Here is a 16,396-nt window from a genome sequence, read left to right as displayed (position 1 = left end):
GCCGGGCCTCTTCAGGATTTGATCAAAAAACCAGCAGTTTCAGTGACTTGCGCACAAACGCCGGGGATCACGCTGTGGATAACCTTGGGAAGGATGGATGCAGGCCACGGGAGACGTGGCCTGTAGAGGTTTGTACGTTTTCTGATCAGCTGCGGCGGCGCAGACTTATCCACGCGTCGACGCTGTATACCGCCAGACCTGCCCAGATAAAGATGAACGCCACCAGCGTGCTGGATGATAAGTGCTCGCCAAAAAGCAGAACGGCTTGCAACAACACCAGTGTCGGCGCCAGGTACTGGAGAAATCCGAGGGTGGTGTAGGGCAAGTGCCGTGCAGCGGCGTTGAAACACACCAGCGGCACCAACGTCACCGGACCGGCGGCTACCAGCCACCAGGCTTCGGAGCTGGTCCAGAATGCGGCTTGCGCGCTGGTCGCCGTCGGGTTGAACAGCAGCCAGGCGACAGCTATCGGCACCAGCATCCAGGTTTCCACCACCAGCCCCGGCAACGCCTTGACCGGTGCCTGCTTGCGGATCAAACCGTAGAAGCCGAAGGTCAATGCCAGCACCAGCGACACCCACGGCAGACTGCCGACCTGCCACACTTGCTGCGCGACACCGACCGCCGCCAGCCCCACCGCGATCCACTGCATGCGCCTTAGCCGTTCGCCGAGGATCAGCATCCCCAGCAGCACGTTTACCAAGGGGTTGATGTAGTAACCGAGGCTGGCCTCAAGCATGCGTCCGTTGTTCACCGACCAGACGTAAGTCAGCCAGTTGGCCGCGATCAGCGTGCCGCTCAGGGCCAGGATCGCCAGCCGCCGTGGATTCTCACGCAGCTCACGCCACCAGCCGGGATGTTTCCAGACGAGCAACAGCAAGGCGCCGAACAACGCGGACCAAAGCACTCGGTGGATGATGATCTCCACGGCGGGTACGTTGGCGATGGCTTTGAAGTAGAGCGGGAAAAGTCCCCAGATGATGTAGGCACTCAGGCCCAGGATGTACCCGCGACGCAGGTTGGCGGCTTGCATGAGAATCCTTGCTTAGGCAGCTAACAAAGTGGGGATTGTATAGATGTGTCATGACTTTTGTAGGCGCGAGGCTTACTCGCGAAGAACTTTAACGCCGTTTGCCGGGTAGCCCGCATCGATCTTTTCGCGGGCAAGCCTCATTCCTGCAAGGGGCGCGGCGTCAAAAGAGTTTCAACGGCTCTTCATTCAACGCAGCCAATTGCTCACGCAACGCCAACACTTGATCGCCCCAATAGCGCTCGGTGCCGAACCAGGGAAAGCTGCGCGGGAAGGCCGGGTCGTCCCAGCGGCGGGCGAGCCAGGCGCTGTAGTGCATCAGGCGCAAGGCGCGCAGCGGTTCGATCAGTGCCAGTTCCCGCGGGTCGAAGTCATGGAATTCGCTGTAGCCGTCCATCAGTTCCGACAATTGCCCCAGACATTCCTGACGGTCACCCGCCAGCATCATCCAGATATCCTGCACCGCCGGGCCCATGCGGCAGTCGTCGAGGTCGACGATGTGGAACATTTCGTCGCGGCACATCATGTTGCCGGGGTGGCAATCGCCATGCATGCGGATGTTCTGGTGCGGCGTGGCCTGATAGACCTCTTCCACGCGCTTGAGCAGGTCGCGGGCCACGGACTCGTAGGCCGGCAGCAGGCTGCGCGGGATGAAATTGCCTTCGAGCAAGGTGGTCAGCGAGTCATGGCCAAAATTCTTCACCCCTAGCGCTTCACGATGCTCGAACGGCTTTGTAGCACCGACCGCATGCAGACGCCCCAGCAATTGGCCCAGCCGATACAGCTGATCAAGGTTGCCCGGCTCCGGTGCGCGACCACCCCGGCGAGGGAACAGGGTGAAACGGAATCCGGCGTGTTCGTGCAGGCTTTCATCGTTGTGGATCAGCGGCGCGACCACCGGTATATCGCACTCGGCGAGTTCGAAGGTGAATTGGTGTTCTTCGAGAATCGCTTCGTCGGTCCAGCGCTGCGGACGGTAAAACTTGGCGATCAGCGGCTCGGAGTCTTCGATGCCGACCTGATAGACACGGTTCTCGTAGCTGTTGAGCGCCAGAATGCGCGCGTCGCTGAGAAAGCCGATGCTTTCGACGGCATCGAGCACGAGGTCTGGGGTGAGGGTTTCAAACGGGTGGGCCATGCTGACTCCTGCGCGCGGCAGGCTGCCGCGTCCGGCCAAGCATGGTAGCGCAGACGGGGCCTCTTTAGGGGGTGGGCTTGAGGTAAGTGTTGTTTGGGCTGACGCTTTCGCGGGCAAGCCTTGCTCCTGCAGTAGGCACGAGACTTGCCGCGAAGAGGCCCTGTCAGGCGCCGACGATCCCGCCATCCTCGCGGGTAATCGCCATCACCGAAGACCGCGGCTTGCCGTTGGGCAGGTGTTCCGGGAATGTCGACCCGCCGTTTTCCCCCGGATGCTGAATCCCGACAAACAAGGTCTTCTGATCCGGCGAGAAGCTGATCCCCGTCACTTCACAGCCCACCGGCCCCACCATGAAACGACGGATCTCGCCGGTCATCGGGTCGGCGCACAGCATCTGGTTATTGCCCATGCCAGCGAAGTCGCCCGCGTTGCTCGTGTCGCCGTCGGTCAGAATCCACAAGCGTCCGGCCTTGTCGAAGCCCAGGCCGTCCGGGCTGTTGAACATGTTCTGCGGGGTGATGTTCGACGAACCGCCCTTCGGCGTTCCGGCATGGACGCCCGGGTTGCCGGCGACCACAAACAGGTCCCAGGCAAAGCTATTCGAACCGTGATCGTCGCGGTCGGTGCGCCAGCGCAGGATCTGCCCGTAGACGTTCTTCTCGCGTGGGTTCGGGCCGCCCACCGGTTGGCCTTCTTCGCCGCGTTTGGCGTTGTTGGTCAGGGTGCAATAAACCTGGCCGTCCTTGGGGCTGACGACGATCCATTCCGGGCGGTCCATGCGCGTGGCGGTTACCACGCTGGCTGCGAGACGCGCATGAATCAGCACTTCGGCCTGATCGGCAAAGCCGCTGCTGGCGTCGATGCCGTTTTTGCCGTGGGTCAGTTCGATCCACTGACCCTGGCCTTTCGGATGATCGGCGTTGCCGTCGCCCGCATCGAAACGCGCCACGTACAAGGTGCCGTGGTCCAGCAGATCGCGGTTGGCTTTGGGGTTTTTGTGGTTGATCTTGTCGCGGCTGACGAATTTATAGATGAACTCGCCACGTTCGTCGTCGCCCATGTACACCACGGCGCGACCGTCACTGGTTTCGGCCAGGGCAGCGTTTTCATGTTTGAAGCGGCCCAGCGCGGTGCGTTTGACCGGCGTCGATTGCGGATCGAACGGGTCGATTTCCACCACCCAGCCGTGGCGGTTGAGTTCGTTGGGATTTTTCGCCAAGTCGAAGCGTGGATCGTGTTGATGCCAGTTGATGTCTTTGCTGGTTGCCACTGCGCCGTAGCGTTTCTGCGCGGCGTCGAATTTTTGCTCGGCATTGCTGCTGCCGAAGCAGTCGGTGAAGTTCTCTTCGCAGGTCAGATAAGTGCCCCACGGCGTTTTGCCGTTGGCGCAATTCTGGAAGGTGCCGAGGACGTTCTTGCCGTGTTTGTCGGCACTGGTTTTCAGCAGGTCGTGACCCGCTGCGGGGCCGCTCAGTTTGATCGGCGCATTACCGTGAATGCGCCGGTTGTAGCGCGAGCCCYGGACGAACTGCCACTGGCCGTTCTTGCGCTGCACTTCGATCACTGACACGCCTTCGCAGGCCAACGCCTTGCGCACATCTTCCGCCGATTGCGGCATGCCGCCGTGGGGGTAGAGGTAGCGGTAATTGGTGTATTCGTTGTTGATCGCCATCAGCGCCCGATCTTTGTCACCGGGGAATTCGAACAGGCTCATGCCGTCGTTGTTGTCGCCGAACTGGACTTCCTGAGCCTGGGCCGTGCCGTTACCGCTAGGGTCGAATGCCGGGCCATTCTTTTGCAGTGGCTGGCCCCAGCTGATCAGCACCGAGGATTTGTAGCCCGGCGGCAGGGTGATGGTGTCGGTGGTGGCGGCGGCGATGCTGTCGAAACCCAACAGTTTGCTGGAGCCGGCGCTGACGCTGGCGGCCAGCACGCTGCGACTCAGCAGGTTGCCACCGAGAAACATCGYCGCACCGCAGAGGGCGCCGGCGCTGATGAAGCCACGACGGCTGAGGCCGACCATTTTTTCGAGGTCGGTGGGTTGGTTGTCTTCTAATAGGCTCACATCAGGCTCCCTGCGGGTTTTTGCAGCCACCTTAAGGGCGGTTGATGAAGCTTTTGTTGCAGCGCCTACAGGCTAGAGCGGTGTACCCAGCAGGATGTTCGATGGCGCGAACTGCGCCTGCACCGGTTTACCGGCGGCAAGCCCGAGGGTTTTCAGGTGCAGTGGCTCGGCCAGGGCGCAAAGTGTCTGGCCATTGGGCAGGCCGATGCGCACTTCGCTGGGGCTGTCTTCGGCGTCGAGGATTTCTTCGATCGTGCCCTTCAGGCAATTGTTGCCATGTGTTGCAGCTTGATCGATGCCAAGCAGTTCCAGCCAGCCGGCCTTGATCAGTGCGACCACTTCGGTACCCGTTTCCAGCTCCAGGCGCAGGGTGCTGTCGTGAGTGATCTGCGCGTCGATGAGCAAGCCTTCGGCCAGTTCAAGGCGGATCCGGTCGTTGCGCCCCTGTGCATCGATCGCCACGACCTTGCCGTGCAATTGATTGCGCGCGCTGGTTCTGAGCATCAGCCGACCGAGCAAGTCCAGGTCGCTGGCCTCTTCAGCGGCTTCCAGAACCTGAGCTTGCAACGCTTGCAGCTTTTGATACAGGCGCAACACGCGCTCGCCTTCGCTGGACAATTTGGCGCCACCACCGCCCTTGCCACCAACGCTGCGCTCCACCAGTGGTTTCTGCGCGAGGTTGTTCAGCTCGTCGATGGCGTCCCACGCAGCCTTGTAACTCAAACCCGCGCTTTTTGCGGCGCGGGTGATCGAGCCCTGTTCGGCGACGTGTTGCAGCAACGCAATGCGTTGCGGACGACGGACAATGTGCTGGGACAACAACGTAGGCAAGGACATGGCAAGGCGCTTTGGGCTGTGGCGATGGATGGGACGTTGGCGGCTTGGCGTGCGGGAGTCAAGTCAGGCCCCATCGCCAGGTTTGGGGGTACGGGCCAGGCAGTAGACGTCGACCCGCGTCGCACCCGCCGCCATCAACAGCCGGGCCAGGGCCTGTGCGGTGGCGCCGGTGGTCAGCACATCGTCCACCAGTGCGAAGTGGCGACCTTTGACCGAAGCCTCGGGCGCCAGGGCAAAGGCGTGGCGCAGGTTCTTTTTACGTGCGTCGGCATTAAGGTCTTGTTGCGCGCTGGTGTCCTGAGTCCTCACCAACAGCGTTTCATCGCAAGGAATGTCGAGGCCGGCGCTGAGCCAGCGGGCGAGCATCGCCGCCTGGTTGAAACCCCGCTGGCGCAGCCGCTTGGGGGCCAGCGGTACCGGTATCAGCGTGTCGGGCCGATCCAGATCTTCATCGAAGCGATGTTGCAGGAACTGAGCAAGAAGTTCGGCGAGCAGGCGGCCAAACGGCCATGTTGCGCTGTGCTTGAAGCGGGTGATCAAACTGTCGACGGGAAAGCTGTAAGTCCAGGGCGCGGCGACTCGCTCGAAAGCTGGCGGTTGTTTCAGGCATTGGCCGCACGTCAGGCCCGTGGCAGGTAAGGGCAGGGCGCAGGTCTGGCAGTGATCGCCCAACCAGGGCAGCTCGGTTTCGCAGGCCATGCAGATCGGTATGGTGTCGTCCGCGACCTCTGAGCAGAGCAAACAGGATTGTTTGTTTTTTAACCAGATGTAAACCGGTCCTTCGTATCGTGGTTGACAGTGCATGAGTCTTCCTTAAATATGCCGAACATCCGTGTCGCGTCTGTGGGTATTCCATTCCCCAGTCGCTTGCCAAGCATAACCAAGGAATCGCCCATGAGCGCCAGCACCACTGCCACCCTGCGTCACGACTGGTCTTTGGCTGAAGTCAAAGCACTCTTCGTTCAGCCATTCAATGACCTGTTGTTCCAGGCGCAGACGGTGCACCGCGCGCATTTCGACGCCAATCGCGTCCAGGTTTCCACCCTGCTGTCGATCAAGACCGGCGCGTGCCCTGAAGATTGCAAATATTGTCCGCAGTCGGGTCACTACAACACTGGCCTGGAAAAAGAAAAACTGATGGAAGTGCAGAAGGTCCTCGAAGAGGCTGCTCGCGCCAAGGCCATCGGTTCGACCCGTTTCTGCATGGGCGCGGCGTGGAAACACCCGTCGGCCAAAGACATGCCTTACGTGCTGGAGATGGTCAAAGGCGTGAAAGCCATGGGCCTGGAAACCTGCATGACCCTCGGCCGTCTCGATCAAGACCAGACCGTCGCCCTGGCCGAAGCCGGCCTGGACTACTACAACCACAACCTCGACACCTCGCCGGAGTTCTACGGCAGCATCATCACCACCCGCACTTACAGCGAGCGCCTGCAAACCCTGGCCTACGTGCGTGATTCGGGGATGAAGATCTGCTCCGGCGGCATTCTCGGCATGGGCGAGTCCCTCGACGACCGCGCCAACCTGCTGATCCAGCTGGCCAACCTGCCAGAGCATCCAGAGTCGGTGCCGATCAACATGTTGGTGAAAGTCGCCGGCACGCCGCTGGAAAATGCCGACGACGTCGATCCGTTCGACTTCATCCGCATGCTCGCCGTTGCACGCATCCTGATGCCGAAATCCCACGTACGCCTGTCCGCCGGTCGCGAAGCGATGAACGAGCAGATGCAGGCCCTGGCGTTCTTTGCCGGCGCCAACTCGATTTTCTACGGCGAAAAACTGCTGACCACCGCCAACCCGCAGGCGGACAAGGACATGCAACTGTTCTCGCGTCTGGGCATCCTGCCGGAAGCCCGCGAAGAGCACGCCGACGAAGTGCATCAGGCCGCCATCGAACAGGCACTGGTGGAGCAGAAGAGCAGCGAGCAGTTCTATAACGCTGCTGTCTAATTCACGCGAAACCCTGTAGGAGCCGGCTTGCTGCCCGTCGTGCCGAAAATCTTTATCGCCAGCGCCCGCTGCTCGAAAGCCCTCAAGGCCCGGAAGTGGTGGTCGATGGTCAGCCGTTGCTGGCGTTCTGTAATAACGATTACCTGGGCCTGGCCAATCACCCCCAAGTGATCGAAGCCTGGCGCGCCGGCGCGTCGCGTTGGGGCGTGGGCGGTGGCGCTTCGCATCTGGTGATTGGCCACAGCGGCCCGCATCACGCGCTGGAAGAAGCCCTTGCCGAATTCACCGGACGCCCGCGCGTACTGCTGTTCACCACCGGCTACATGGCCAACCTCGGCGCGGTCACCGCATTGGTCGGGCAGGGCGATACGGTGCTGGAAGACCGGCTCAATCACGCGTCGTTGCTGGATGCCGGTTTGCTGTCCGGTGCGCGTTTCAATCGCTATCTGCATAACGACGCGGTCAGTCTGGCCAAACGCCTTGAGAAGGCCACCGGCAATACGCTGGTGGTCACCGACGGCGTGTTCAGCATGGACGGCGACATCGCCGATCTGCCGGCGCTGGCGCGGGAAGCCAAGGCCAAAGGTGCCTGGTTGATGGTCGATGACGCGCACGGTTTTGGTCCGCTGGGCGCCAATGGCGGTGGGGTCGTCGAGCATTTCGGCCTGAGTCAGGAGGACGTGCCGGTGTTGGTTGGCACCCTCGGCAAGGCGTTCGGTACGGCCGGTGCTTTTGTGGCTGGCAGTGAAGAGTTGATCGAGAGCCTGATCCAGTTCGCTCGCCCCTACATCTACACCACCAGCCAGCCGCCGGCACTGGCCTGCGCGACGCTGAAAAGCCTGGAGTTGTTGCGCAGCGAACACTGGCGACGTGAGCATTTGCAGGCGCTGATTCGCCAGTTCCGCCAAGGCGCCGAGCAGATTGGCCTGGAGTTGATGGACAGTTCCACGCCGATCCAGCCGATCATGATTGGCGATGCCGGGCGCGCGGTCCGGCTGTCGCAGATGCTGCGTGAGCGTGGCTTGATGGTGACCGCCATCCGTCCACCGACCGTGCCCGCCGGTAGCGCACGCTTGCGTGTGACCTTGACCGCCGCCCACAGCGAGGCGCAGGTACAGCTATTGTTAAATGGACTGGCCGATTGCTTTCAACAACTGGGACCGGAGCCAAGCCATGCGTGATCGTCTGATTCTGCTGCCCGGCTGGGGTCTCGGGATTTCGCCGCTGGAACCCTTGGCGGCTGCCTTGCAAGGCCTGGATGAGCATCTGCGCGTCGAAATCGAACCACTGCCGGAACTGGAATCGAGCGACCTTGAAGAATGGCTCGATGAACTGGATTCGACGCTGCCCCAGGATGCCTGGCTCGGTGGCTGGTCATTGGGCGGCATGTTGGCGTCCGAATTGGCGGCGAAGCGTGGTGACCGTTGCTGCGGTTTGGTGACCCTGGCGAGTAACCCTTCTTTTGTCGCCCATGAGCAGTGGTCGAGCGCGATGCCCGGCGAGACCTTCGACGCGTTTCTGGCCGGTTGCAAAGCCGACCCAGGCATGACGTTGAAACGTTTCTCGCTGCTGTGCACCCAAGGGGCCGCAGACCCGCGCGGGCTATCGCGGCTGTTGCTCGCTGGCGCACCGCTTTCGTCTCCATCGGTGCTGATGAGCGGCCTGGAGTTGCTTGCACAGCTGGATACCCGGCAAGCGTTGCAGGCGTTTCGCGGTCCGCAATTGCACTTGTTCGGTGGTCTCGACGGATTGGTCCCGGCCGAAGCGGCGGGGGATTTGCTGGCGCTGCTGCCGGATGTCGAAATCGGTCTGATTGAACAGGCCAGCCACGCGTTTCTTCTGGAAGACCCCCACGGTGTGGCGGGGGCGATTCAGGCCTTTTTGCATGAGTCCGGTGATGACTGATTTGTCCGTTCCCAACCTGCCCGGCGGCTTGCCCGATAAACGCCAGGTAGCGGCGTCCTTTTCCCGAGCGGCGGCGAGCTACGACAGCGTGGCCGAATTGCAGCGCGACGTTGGCAATGAGTTGTTGCGTCGCTTGCCGGAGGATTTTGTCCCGGGTCGATGGCTGGACATGGGTTGTGGCACCGGGTATTTCAGCCGTGCGCTCGGTGAGCGTTTTCCTGCCGGCAACGGGCTGGCCCTTGATATCGCAGAGGGGATGCTCAATCACGCCCGTCCCTTGGGCGGCGCCAACCATTTCATCGCCGGTGATGCCGAACGCTTGCCGTTGCAGGATTCGACCTGCGACCTGGTCTTCTCCAGCCTGGCGGTGCAATGGTGCGCGGATTTCGCCTCGGTGCTCAGTGAAGCGAATCGAGTGCTGAAACCAGGCGGTATTTTTGCGTTTGCTAGTCTGTGTGTAGGCACGCTGTATGAATTGCGCGACAGCTGGCGTCAGGTGGATGGCATGGTGCACGTCAACCGCTTCCGCGAGTTCGGTGTTTACCAGCAGCTTTGCGCGGACAGTGGCTTGAAGGTCATCAGTCTTGAAACACATCCACATGTGTTGCATTACCCCGATGTCCGCAGCTTGACCCATGAGCTCAAGGCACTGGGGGCGCATAACCTGAACCCCGGTCGGCCGGGTGGTTTGACCGGCAGGGCGCGAATCCTCGGCTTGATCGAGGCTTACGAGCAGTTTCGTCAGGCACAGGGACTGCCGGCGACTTATCAAGTGGTTTACGCCGTGCTGGAGAAACCCTTATGAGCGCAGCCTATTTCATTACCGGTACTGACACCGATGTCGGCAAGACCACCGTCGCCGCAGGTTTGCTGCATGCCGCGCGACTGGCGGGCTTGAGCACGGCGGCGGGCAAGCCGGTAGCCTCCGGGTGTGAGCTGACGCCCCAGGGATTACGCAACGCCGACGCACTGGCTCTGCTGGCCGAATGCTCGATACCGTTGACCTATGATCAGGTCAATCCGGTCGCGTTCGAGCCAGCGATCGCACCGCATCTGGCGGCGCGGGAGGCGGGCGTGGCGCTGACCGTGCAATCGTTGCTGGCACCAATGCGGCAGGTTCTCGATCTGCAGGCGGACTTCACCTTGATCGAAGGCGCTGGCGGCTGGCGAGTGCCGTTGGCGGATCAGGATAATCTGTCAGACCTGGCCATGGCGCTGGATCTGCCGGTGATCCTGGTGGTCGGCGTGCGCCTGGGCTGCATCAACCATGCGCTGCTGACGGCTGAGGCGATTGCTCGGGATGGTTTGCAGTTGGCGGGGTGGGTGGCGAACATCATCGATCCGAAGACCTCGCGTCTTGAAGAGAACCTGGCGACGCTGGCCGAGCGGATTCCCGCGCCGTGCCTGGGGCGGGTGCCGAAACTCAAGTCGGTGACAGCCGAAGCGGTGGCCGAGCATCTACAGCTGGATCTGCTGGACTGAGGTTTCTGGCGTGGGTTTTACCTATGATAAGGCACTGTGCCATTAGTGTTTTTGTCGGGCCTTTTGGCGGCGTGTCTGGTTCAATGGCCGCTGTTGATCCTTTGTAGGACGAGTTCTCCCATGGAAATCTCAGGAAACACCGCTTTTTACGCCGGTCTGAGCACTATTCAGACAGGGCAGAACCGTGTCGATCAGGCTTCGGGGCAGATCGCCAACACCACCATCGAGCGTTCGGTCACCAGTCAGTCTTCCGAGGTTCAGGTCGATCGTCTGCGCTCGGTAGACCGCAGCCAGCAATCGGATCTGGCCAGCAATGTGGTCGAGATGTCTCAAGGCAAGTTCCAGGTGGAGCTTGGCGTCAAAGTCGCCAAGGCCTCCGATGAAATGCTCGGTACGTTGATCGATACCTTCGCCTGATTCCTCACTGAATTCACTGCCCCAGCGCCGCGCCTGTCCGCGGCGTTTTTCTGCGTAAGTCCTTCTCCCTCAACTAATCTCTCCTACATGACGTGTTGCTCAATCAACGACGTTGCGCAACTGCGCGCCCAAGATTTTCATAGATCGAAGACGAACGGCCAAAGATCGGCGCTTGACAAGATTTGGGCGTAAACGTATGTTTCAAACAACTGTTTGACCGTCACAACAAAACACCACGGTCGTTCATTCCCGGTTACATCAGCAGAGGTTTATCGCTATGCCTGACTACAAGGCCCCCTTGCGTGATATTCGCTTCGTTCGTGACGAACTGCTCGGCTACGAAGCGCACTATCAGAGCCTTCCGGCTTGCCAGGACGCAACTCCGGACATGGTTGATGCCATTCTCGAAGAAGGCGCCAAGTTTTGTGAGCAGGTGCTGGCTCCGCTGAACCGCGTGGGTGACACCGAAGGCTGTACCTGGAGCGAGTCCGGCGTTAAAACCCCGACCGGTTTCAAAGAAGCCTACAAACAATTCGTCGAAGGCGGCTGGCCAAGCCTGGCCCACGACGTAGAGCACGGCGGCCAGGGCCTGCCGGAGTCTCTGGGCCTGGCTGTCAGCGAAATGGTGGGTGAAGCCAACTGGTCGTGGGGCATGTACCCAGGCCTGTCCCATGGCGCGATGAACACTATTTCCGAGCACGGCACGCCTGAGCAGCAAGAGGCTTACCTGACCAAACTGGTTTCCGGCGAATGGACCGGCACCATGTGCCTGACCGAACCGCACTGCGGCACTGACTTGGGCATGTTGCGCACCAAGGCCGAACCTCAGGCCGACGGCTCCTACAAAGTGTCCGGCACCAAGATCTTCATCTCGGCCGGCGAACACGACATGGCCGACAACATCGTCCACATCGTTCTGGCACGTCTGCCGGACGCACCTGCCGGCACGAAAGGCATTTCCCTGTTCATCGTGCCGAAATTCCTGCCGAACGCAGACGGCTCGATCGGTGCGCGCAACGCTGTGAGCTGCGGTTCGCTGGAACACAAGATGGGCATCCACGGCAACGCCACTTGCGTGATGAACTTCGACGCGGCCACCGGTTACCTGATCGGCCCGGCGAATAAAGGCCTGAACTGCATGTTCACCTTCATGAACACCGCACGTCTGGGTACCGCGCTGCAAGGTCTGGCACACGCCGAGATCGGCTTCCAGGGCGGCCTGAAATACGCTCGCGATCGTCTGCAAATGCGCTCCCTGACTGGCCCGAAAGCGCCGGACAAAGCCGCTGACCCGATCATCGTTCACCCTGATGTACGTCGCATGCTGTTGACCATGAAGGCGTTCGCCGAAGGCAACCGTGCGATGGTTTACTTCACCGCCAAGCAGGTCGACATCGTCAAATACGGCGTCGATGAAGAAGAGAAGAAGAAAGCCGACGCATTGCTGGCCTTCATGACGCCGATCGCCAAAGCCTTCATGACTGAAGTCGGTTTCGAATCCGCTAACCACGGTGTGCAGATCTACGGTGGCCACGGTTTCATCGCCGAGTGGGGCATGGAGCAGAACGTTCGCGACAGCCGTATTTCGATGCTGTACGAAGGCACCACCGGCATCCAGGCACTCGACCTGCTGGGCCGTAAAGTGCTGATGACTCAAGGCGAAGCGCTCAAGGGCTTCACCAAGATCGTCCACAAGTTCTGCCAGAGCAACGAAGGCAATGACGCGGTCAAAGAGTTCGTCGAGCCATTGGCTGCGCTGAACAAAGAGTGGGGCGAGCTGACCATGAAGGTCGGAATGGCGGCCATGAAAGATCGCGAAGAAGTCGGCGCGGCGTCGGTGGACTACCTGATGTACTCCGGTTACGCCTGCCTGGCCTACTTCTGGGCTGACATGGCGCGTCTGGCGGCCGAGAAACTGGCTGCCGGTACCACCGAAGAGGCGTTCTACACCGCCAAGCTGCAGACTGCGCGCTTCTACTTCCAGCGCATCCTGCCGCGTACCCGCACTCACGTTGCAACCATGCTGTCGGGCGCCAACAACCTGATGGACATGAAAGAAGAAGACTTCGCACTGGGTTACTAAACCCTACGCAGTCTCTTCACAAAGCCGCTGCTTCCTCGGAAGCAGCGGCTTTTTTATGCCCGACGCAAACGATCACGTCGGTAAATATTCCTGACTAAAACGCTAAGAAGAACGACTTTGCTGCCGTTAAAGAGGCTGCGATGTGACGCGTGTCACATCGCACGTGCTTAGCTGCGCCAAATGCAGGCACAATGCCATCTTTGTTTGCCGGGTCGGAGCTTTACCCTTGCCGCGTTCTTCCGCTGTACGTTTCAGCCATTTTTTGCCATCGCTGCTGTTGTTGCTCGCGGGGCTTGCGGCTGCCTACGTCAAGGATCTCAACGTCTTCTTCACTTCGCTGTTCAACGTGCTGCCCACTCTGGTGCTGTTGCTCGGCGGTGCGTATTGCGCGGTTTATCGACGTCAGCGTGAACTGTTTCTGATGGTCACGGTGTACATCGCCTATTTTCTGCTCGACACCCAGACTGACTATTACCGCGATAACGGCAAGGTTCGTGAAGACGCCGCGGTGGTGTTCCATCTGTGCTGTCTGTTGTTGCCATTGCTGTTTGGCTTGTTCGCCGCCTGGCAAGAGCGTACTCACCTGTTCCAGGACATGGTGGCGCGCTTCGCTGTGTTACTGGCGTTCGGCAGTGTGGCGCTGGGGCTGGAGCAAAGTTACCCACAGGCGCTGCTGATGTGGCTGTCGGAGATCCGCTGGCCGGCGTTGCATGGTGCGTGGATGAGCCTGATCCAATTGTCTTATCCCGTGTTCCTCGCCTCGTTCCTGTTATTGACCTGGCAATACTGGCGCAACCCAAGACCCTTGCACGCTGCGCAATTGGTGGGGCTGTTGGGATTGTTCTGGATGTTGCCGAAAACCTTCATCCTGCCCTTCACCCTCAACATCATGTGCAGCCAGGTGATGTTGATGATTGCCGCCGCGGTTGCCCATGAGGCCTATCAGATGGCTTTCCGCGACGAACTCACCGGCCTGCCGGGGCGCCGCGCCCTGAACGAGCGCATGCAACGGCTGGGGCGCAATTACGTGCTGGCGATGAGCGACGTCGATCACTTCAAGAAATTCAACGACACCCACGGCCACGATGTCGGCGACCAAGTGTTGCGACTGGTCGCCAGCAAGCTGTCGAAAATCAGTGGTGGCGGTAGGGCATATCGCTACGGCGGTGAGGAATTTGCCTTGGTGTTCGCAGGCAAGACCCTCGAAGAGTGCATGCCGCATCTGGAGGTCATCCGCGAATCCATTGCCACTTACAACATCCAGTTGCGCAATCAGGACAGCCGTCCCCAGGATGACCAGCAGGGGCGCCAGCGTCGCGCGGGTTCGGGCGCCTCGAGTGTTTCGGTCACCGTCAGCATCGGCGTCGCCGAACGCCTGGAACAACGCACCCCCGAAGAAGTGCTCAAATCCGCCGACCAGGCGCTCTACAGCGCCAAGGGCGCGGGGCGAAACTGTGTGATGGCCTTCGGTCAGAACCGCCGTGGCGCAGTGCGCATGGACGCCGCTGCGGGTTGAGTGATGATGGCGCATTCAGCGTCTGGACTGTGATTGTGAGGTGTGATGCACGGCAGTAGGTTTGAGCCATCTGCTGCCGGAGAAATGAACATGCCCGAGTACAAAGCTCCCCTGCGCGACATGCGCTTTCTGATCGATCACGTGTTTGATTTTCACAGCAACTACGCCGCGCTGGGGGCCTCCGATGCCAGCCCGGACATGGTCAATGCGATCCTCGAAGAAGGCGCGAAATTCTGTGAGAACGTTCTCGCACCGCTGAACCGCAGCGGCGACGAAGAAGGTTGCCATTTCGACAATGGTGTAGTCACAACGCCTACAGGCTTCAAGCAAGCATTCGCACAATACGTGGAAGGCGGCTGGCATGGTCTGGCGGCGGACCCGGCTTACGGTGGCCAGGGCTTGCCAAGCTCCTTGGGGTTGGTCATCAGCGAAATGGTCGGTTCCAGCAATACGTCCTGGGGCATGTACCCCGGCCTGACCCACGGTGCGATGTCAGCCATCCATGCCCATGGCACTGAAGAACAGAAAAACACCTATCTGAGCAAGCTCACCGCAGGCCAATGGACCGGCACCATGTGCCTGACCGAAGCCCATTGCGGCACCGATCTGGGCATCATCAAGACCCGCGCGGTACCACAGGCCGACGGCAGTTACGCGATCTCCGGCAGCAAGATATTCATCTCCGCCGGCGAACACGACATGAGTGAAAACATCATTCACCTGGTGCTGGCCAAACTGCCGGACGCACCAGTGGGGACCAAAGGCATTTCGCTGTTTATCGTTCCCAAATTCCTACCCAATACCGAGGGCGAGGCAGGCGAGCGCAACGGCGTTTCCTGCGGCTCGATCGAACACAAAATGGGCATCAAGGCCTCGGCCACCTGCGTGCTGAATTTCGACGATGCCAAGGGCTTCTTGATCGGTGAGCCGAACAAGGGCCTGAACTGCATGTTCACCATGATGAACCACGCGCGGCTCGGCACCGGCATGCAAGGTTTGTGTCTGGGGGAGGCGAGCTTCCAGGGTGCGGTCAAATACGCCAACGACCGTCTGCAAATGCGCTCGCTGACCGGCCCGAAAGCCCCGGAGAAACCCGCCGACCCGATCATCGTGCATCCCGATGTGCGCAGGATGTTGTTGACCATGAAGGCCTTCAACGAAGGCAACCGGGCGCTGACTTACTTCACCGCACAGTTGCTGGACGCTGCGCATATGAGCCCGGATGAAACGGCGCGTCAGGACGCCGAGGACTTGCTGGCGTTCCTCACACCGATCTGCAAAGCCTTCATGACCGACACCGGGCTGGAGGTGACCAACCTCGGCATGCAGGTGTTTGGTGGCCACGGTTTCATTCGTGAGTGGGGCATGGAGCAGTTGGTTCGCGACTGCCGGATCGCGCCGATCTACGAAGGCACCAACGGCATTCAGGCGCTGGATCTGCTTGGGCGCAAAGTCCTTGGCAGTCAGGGAAAACTGCTGCGCGGCTTCACCAGGATCGTCCACAAGTTCTGTGCGGCAAACGCTGAGCACCCGCAACTCGGCGGCTATGTGGCGCAACTCAACGATCTGAATCAGCAGTGGGGTGAATTGACTACCAGGATCGGCATGGCTGCGATGAAAAATCCGGATGAGGTCGGCGCCGCCTCGGTGGATTACCTGATGTACTGCGGCTACATCATCCTCGGCTACCTGTGGCTACGCATGGCGCTGGTGGCTCAGGCGCAGTTGGATGCAGGCACTGGGGATGCCGATTACTGCCAGGGCAAACTGGCGACCAACGAGTTTTACTTCAAGCGTTTACTGCCGCGTACGGCTGCTCATCGGGCAGCCATCGAGGCGGGTAGCGACTGTTTGATGAAGTTGCCGGCGGAGTTGTTTGCACTTTAATCATTCAAATCAGCCATAAAGAAGCCCGCCTTGCTGCGGGCTTCTTTATGAAGAACAGCTCAGTGACTAAAAATAACAAATCGGTC

Annotated in this window: 14 protein-coding genes; 9 read left to right on the top strand and 5 right to left on the bottom strand. The window is 60.3% G+C overall.

Features of this window, described 5'->3' with window-relative positions; translation table 11 throughout:
* Window positions 1–145 precede the first annotated feature (145 nt).
* From rarD to AC1D2Q_RS18895, 5 genes are all read right to left on the bottom strand, one after another.
* Window positions 146–1,033: an EamA family transporter RarD gene (gene rarD, locus AC1D2Q_RS18915; protein WP_064620806.1), complete on the bottom strand. Its 888-nt coding sequence runs from the start codon at window positions 1,031–1,033 to the stop codon at window positions 146–148.
* Between the two features lie 160 nt (window positions 1,034–1,193).
* Entirely contained in the window at window positions 1,194–2,168 is a 975-nt protein-coding gene (locus AC1D2Q_RS18910) for a serine/threonine protein kinase (RefSeq protein ID WP_305410333.1), read from the bottom strand.
* Window positions 2,169–2,331: 163 nt separating this feature from the next.
* The gene (locus tag AC1D2Q_RS18905) at window positions 2,332–4,233 is read right to left on the bottom strand and encodes a PhoX family protein (RefSeq protein WP_477814167.1); all 1,902 of its coding nucleotides are present in this window, start codon (window positions 4,231–4,233) and stop codon (window positions 2,332–2,334) included.
* Window positions 4,234–4,305: 72 nt separating this feature from the next.
* Complete coding sequence (locus AC1D2Q_RS18900) at window positions 4,306–5,070, bottom strand: TOBE domain-containing protein (RefSeq protein WP_477814166.1); 765 nt, start codon at window positions 5,068–5,070, stop codon at window positions 4,306–4,308.
* 63 nt (window positions 5,071–5,133) lie between these two features.
* A complete protein-coding gene (locus tag AC1D2Q_RS18895) occupies window positions 5,134–5,874 on the bottom strand; it encodes a ComF family protein (RefSeq protein WP_477814165.1) in 741 nt (246 codons plus the stop codon).
* Between the two features lie 90 nt (window positions 5,875–5,964).
* Between AC1D2Q_RS18895 and bioB the strand changes: the two genes are divergently transcribed.
* The 9 genes from bioB (at window position 5,965) to AC1D2Q_RS18850 (ending at window position 16,310) form a co-directional block, all read left to right on the top strand.
* On the top strand, window positions 5,965–7,020 hold the full coding sequence (gene bioB / locus AC1D2Q_RS18890) for a biotin synthase BioB (RefSeq protein ID WP_008008198.1): 1,056 nt from the start codon (window positions 5,965–5,967) through the stop codon (window positions 7,018–7,020).
* Window positions 7,020–8,201, top strand: a complete 1,182-nt coding sequence (bioF, locus tag AC1D2Q_RS18885) for an 8-amino-7-oxononanoate synthase (protein ID WP_477814208.1) — start codon at window positions 7,020–7,022, stop codon at window positions 8,199–8,201. The genes bioB and bioF overlap by 1 nt, the downstream gene beginning before the upstream one ends.
* Window positions 8,194–8,925, top strand: a complete 732-nt coding sequence (locus AC1D2Q_RS18880; protein WP_477814164.1) for an alpha/beta fold hydrolase — start codon at window positions 8,194–8,196, stop codon at window positions 8,923–8,925. The genes bioF and AC1D2Q_RS18880 overlap by 8 nt, the downstream gene beginning before the upstream one ends.
* Complete coding sequence (gene bioC, locus AC1D2Q_RS18875) at window positions 8,918–9,730, top strand: malonyl-ACP O-methyltransferase BioC (RefSeq protein ID WP_477814163.1); 813 nt, start codon at window positions 8,918–8,920, stop codon at window positions 9,728–9,730. Before AC1D2Q_RS18880 ends, bioC begins: the two co-directional genes overlap by 8 nt.
* Complete coding sequence (gene bioD, locus AC1D2Q_RS18870) at window positions 9,727–10,407, top strand: dethiobiotin synthase (protein ID WP_477814162.1); 681 nt, start codon at window positions 9,727–9,729, stop codon at window positions 10,405–10,407. The genes bioC and bioD overlap by 4 nt, the downstream gene beginning before the upstream one ends.
* A 120-nt stretch (window positions 10,408–10,527) precedes the next feature.
* Window positions 10,528–10,824 carry a pyrroloquinoline quinone biosynthesis protein PqqE gene (locus tag AC1D2Q_RS18865; RefSeq protein ID WP_477814161.1) on the top strand — a complete coding sequence of 99 codons (297 nt, stop codon included), beginning with the start codon at window positions 10,528–10,530 and terminating at the stop codon, window positions 10,822–10,824.
* Between the two features lie 277 nt (window positions 10,825–11,101).
* Window positions 11,102–12,907 (top strand): phenylacyl-CoA dehydrogenase, encoded by a 1,806-nt coding sequence (locus tag AC1D2Q_RS18860; RefSeq protein WP_007936490.1) that lies wholly within the window; start codon window positions 11,102–11,104, stop codon window positions 12,905–12,907.
* Window positions 12,908–13,133: 226 nt separating this feature from the next.
* Window positions 13,134–14,423: a GGDEF domain-containing protein gene (locus AC1D2Q_RS18855; protein WP_428635681.1), complete on the top strand. Its 1,290-nt coding sequence runs from the start codon at window positions 13,134–13,136 to the stop codon at window positions 14,421–14,423.
* Window positions 14,424–14,513: 90 nt separating this feature from the next.
* Window positions 14,514–16,310, top strand: coding sequence for an acyl-CoA dehydrogenase C-terminal domain-containing protein (locus AC1D2Q_RS18850; protein WP_477814160.1), 1,797 nt, complete (start codon window positions 14,514–14,516; stop codon window positions 16,308–16,310).
* Window positions 16,311–16,396: the final 86 nt, after the last annotated feature.

It is taken from the genome of Pseudomonas sp. P1_A1 (genome assembly GCF_056406935.1).
The sequence above is the reverse complement of the archived record's forward strand: the minus strand, read 5'-3'. Positions and strand labels throughout refer to the sequence as shown.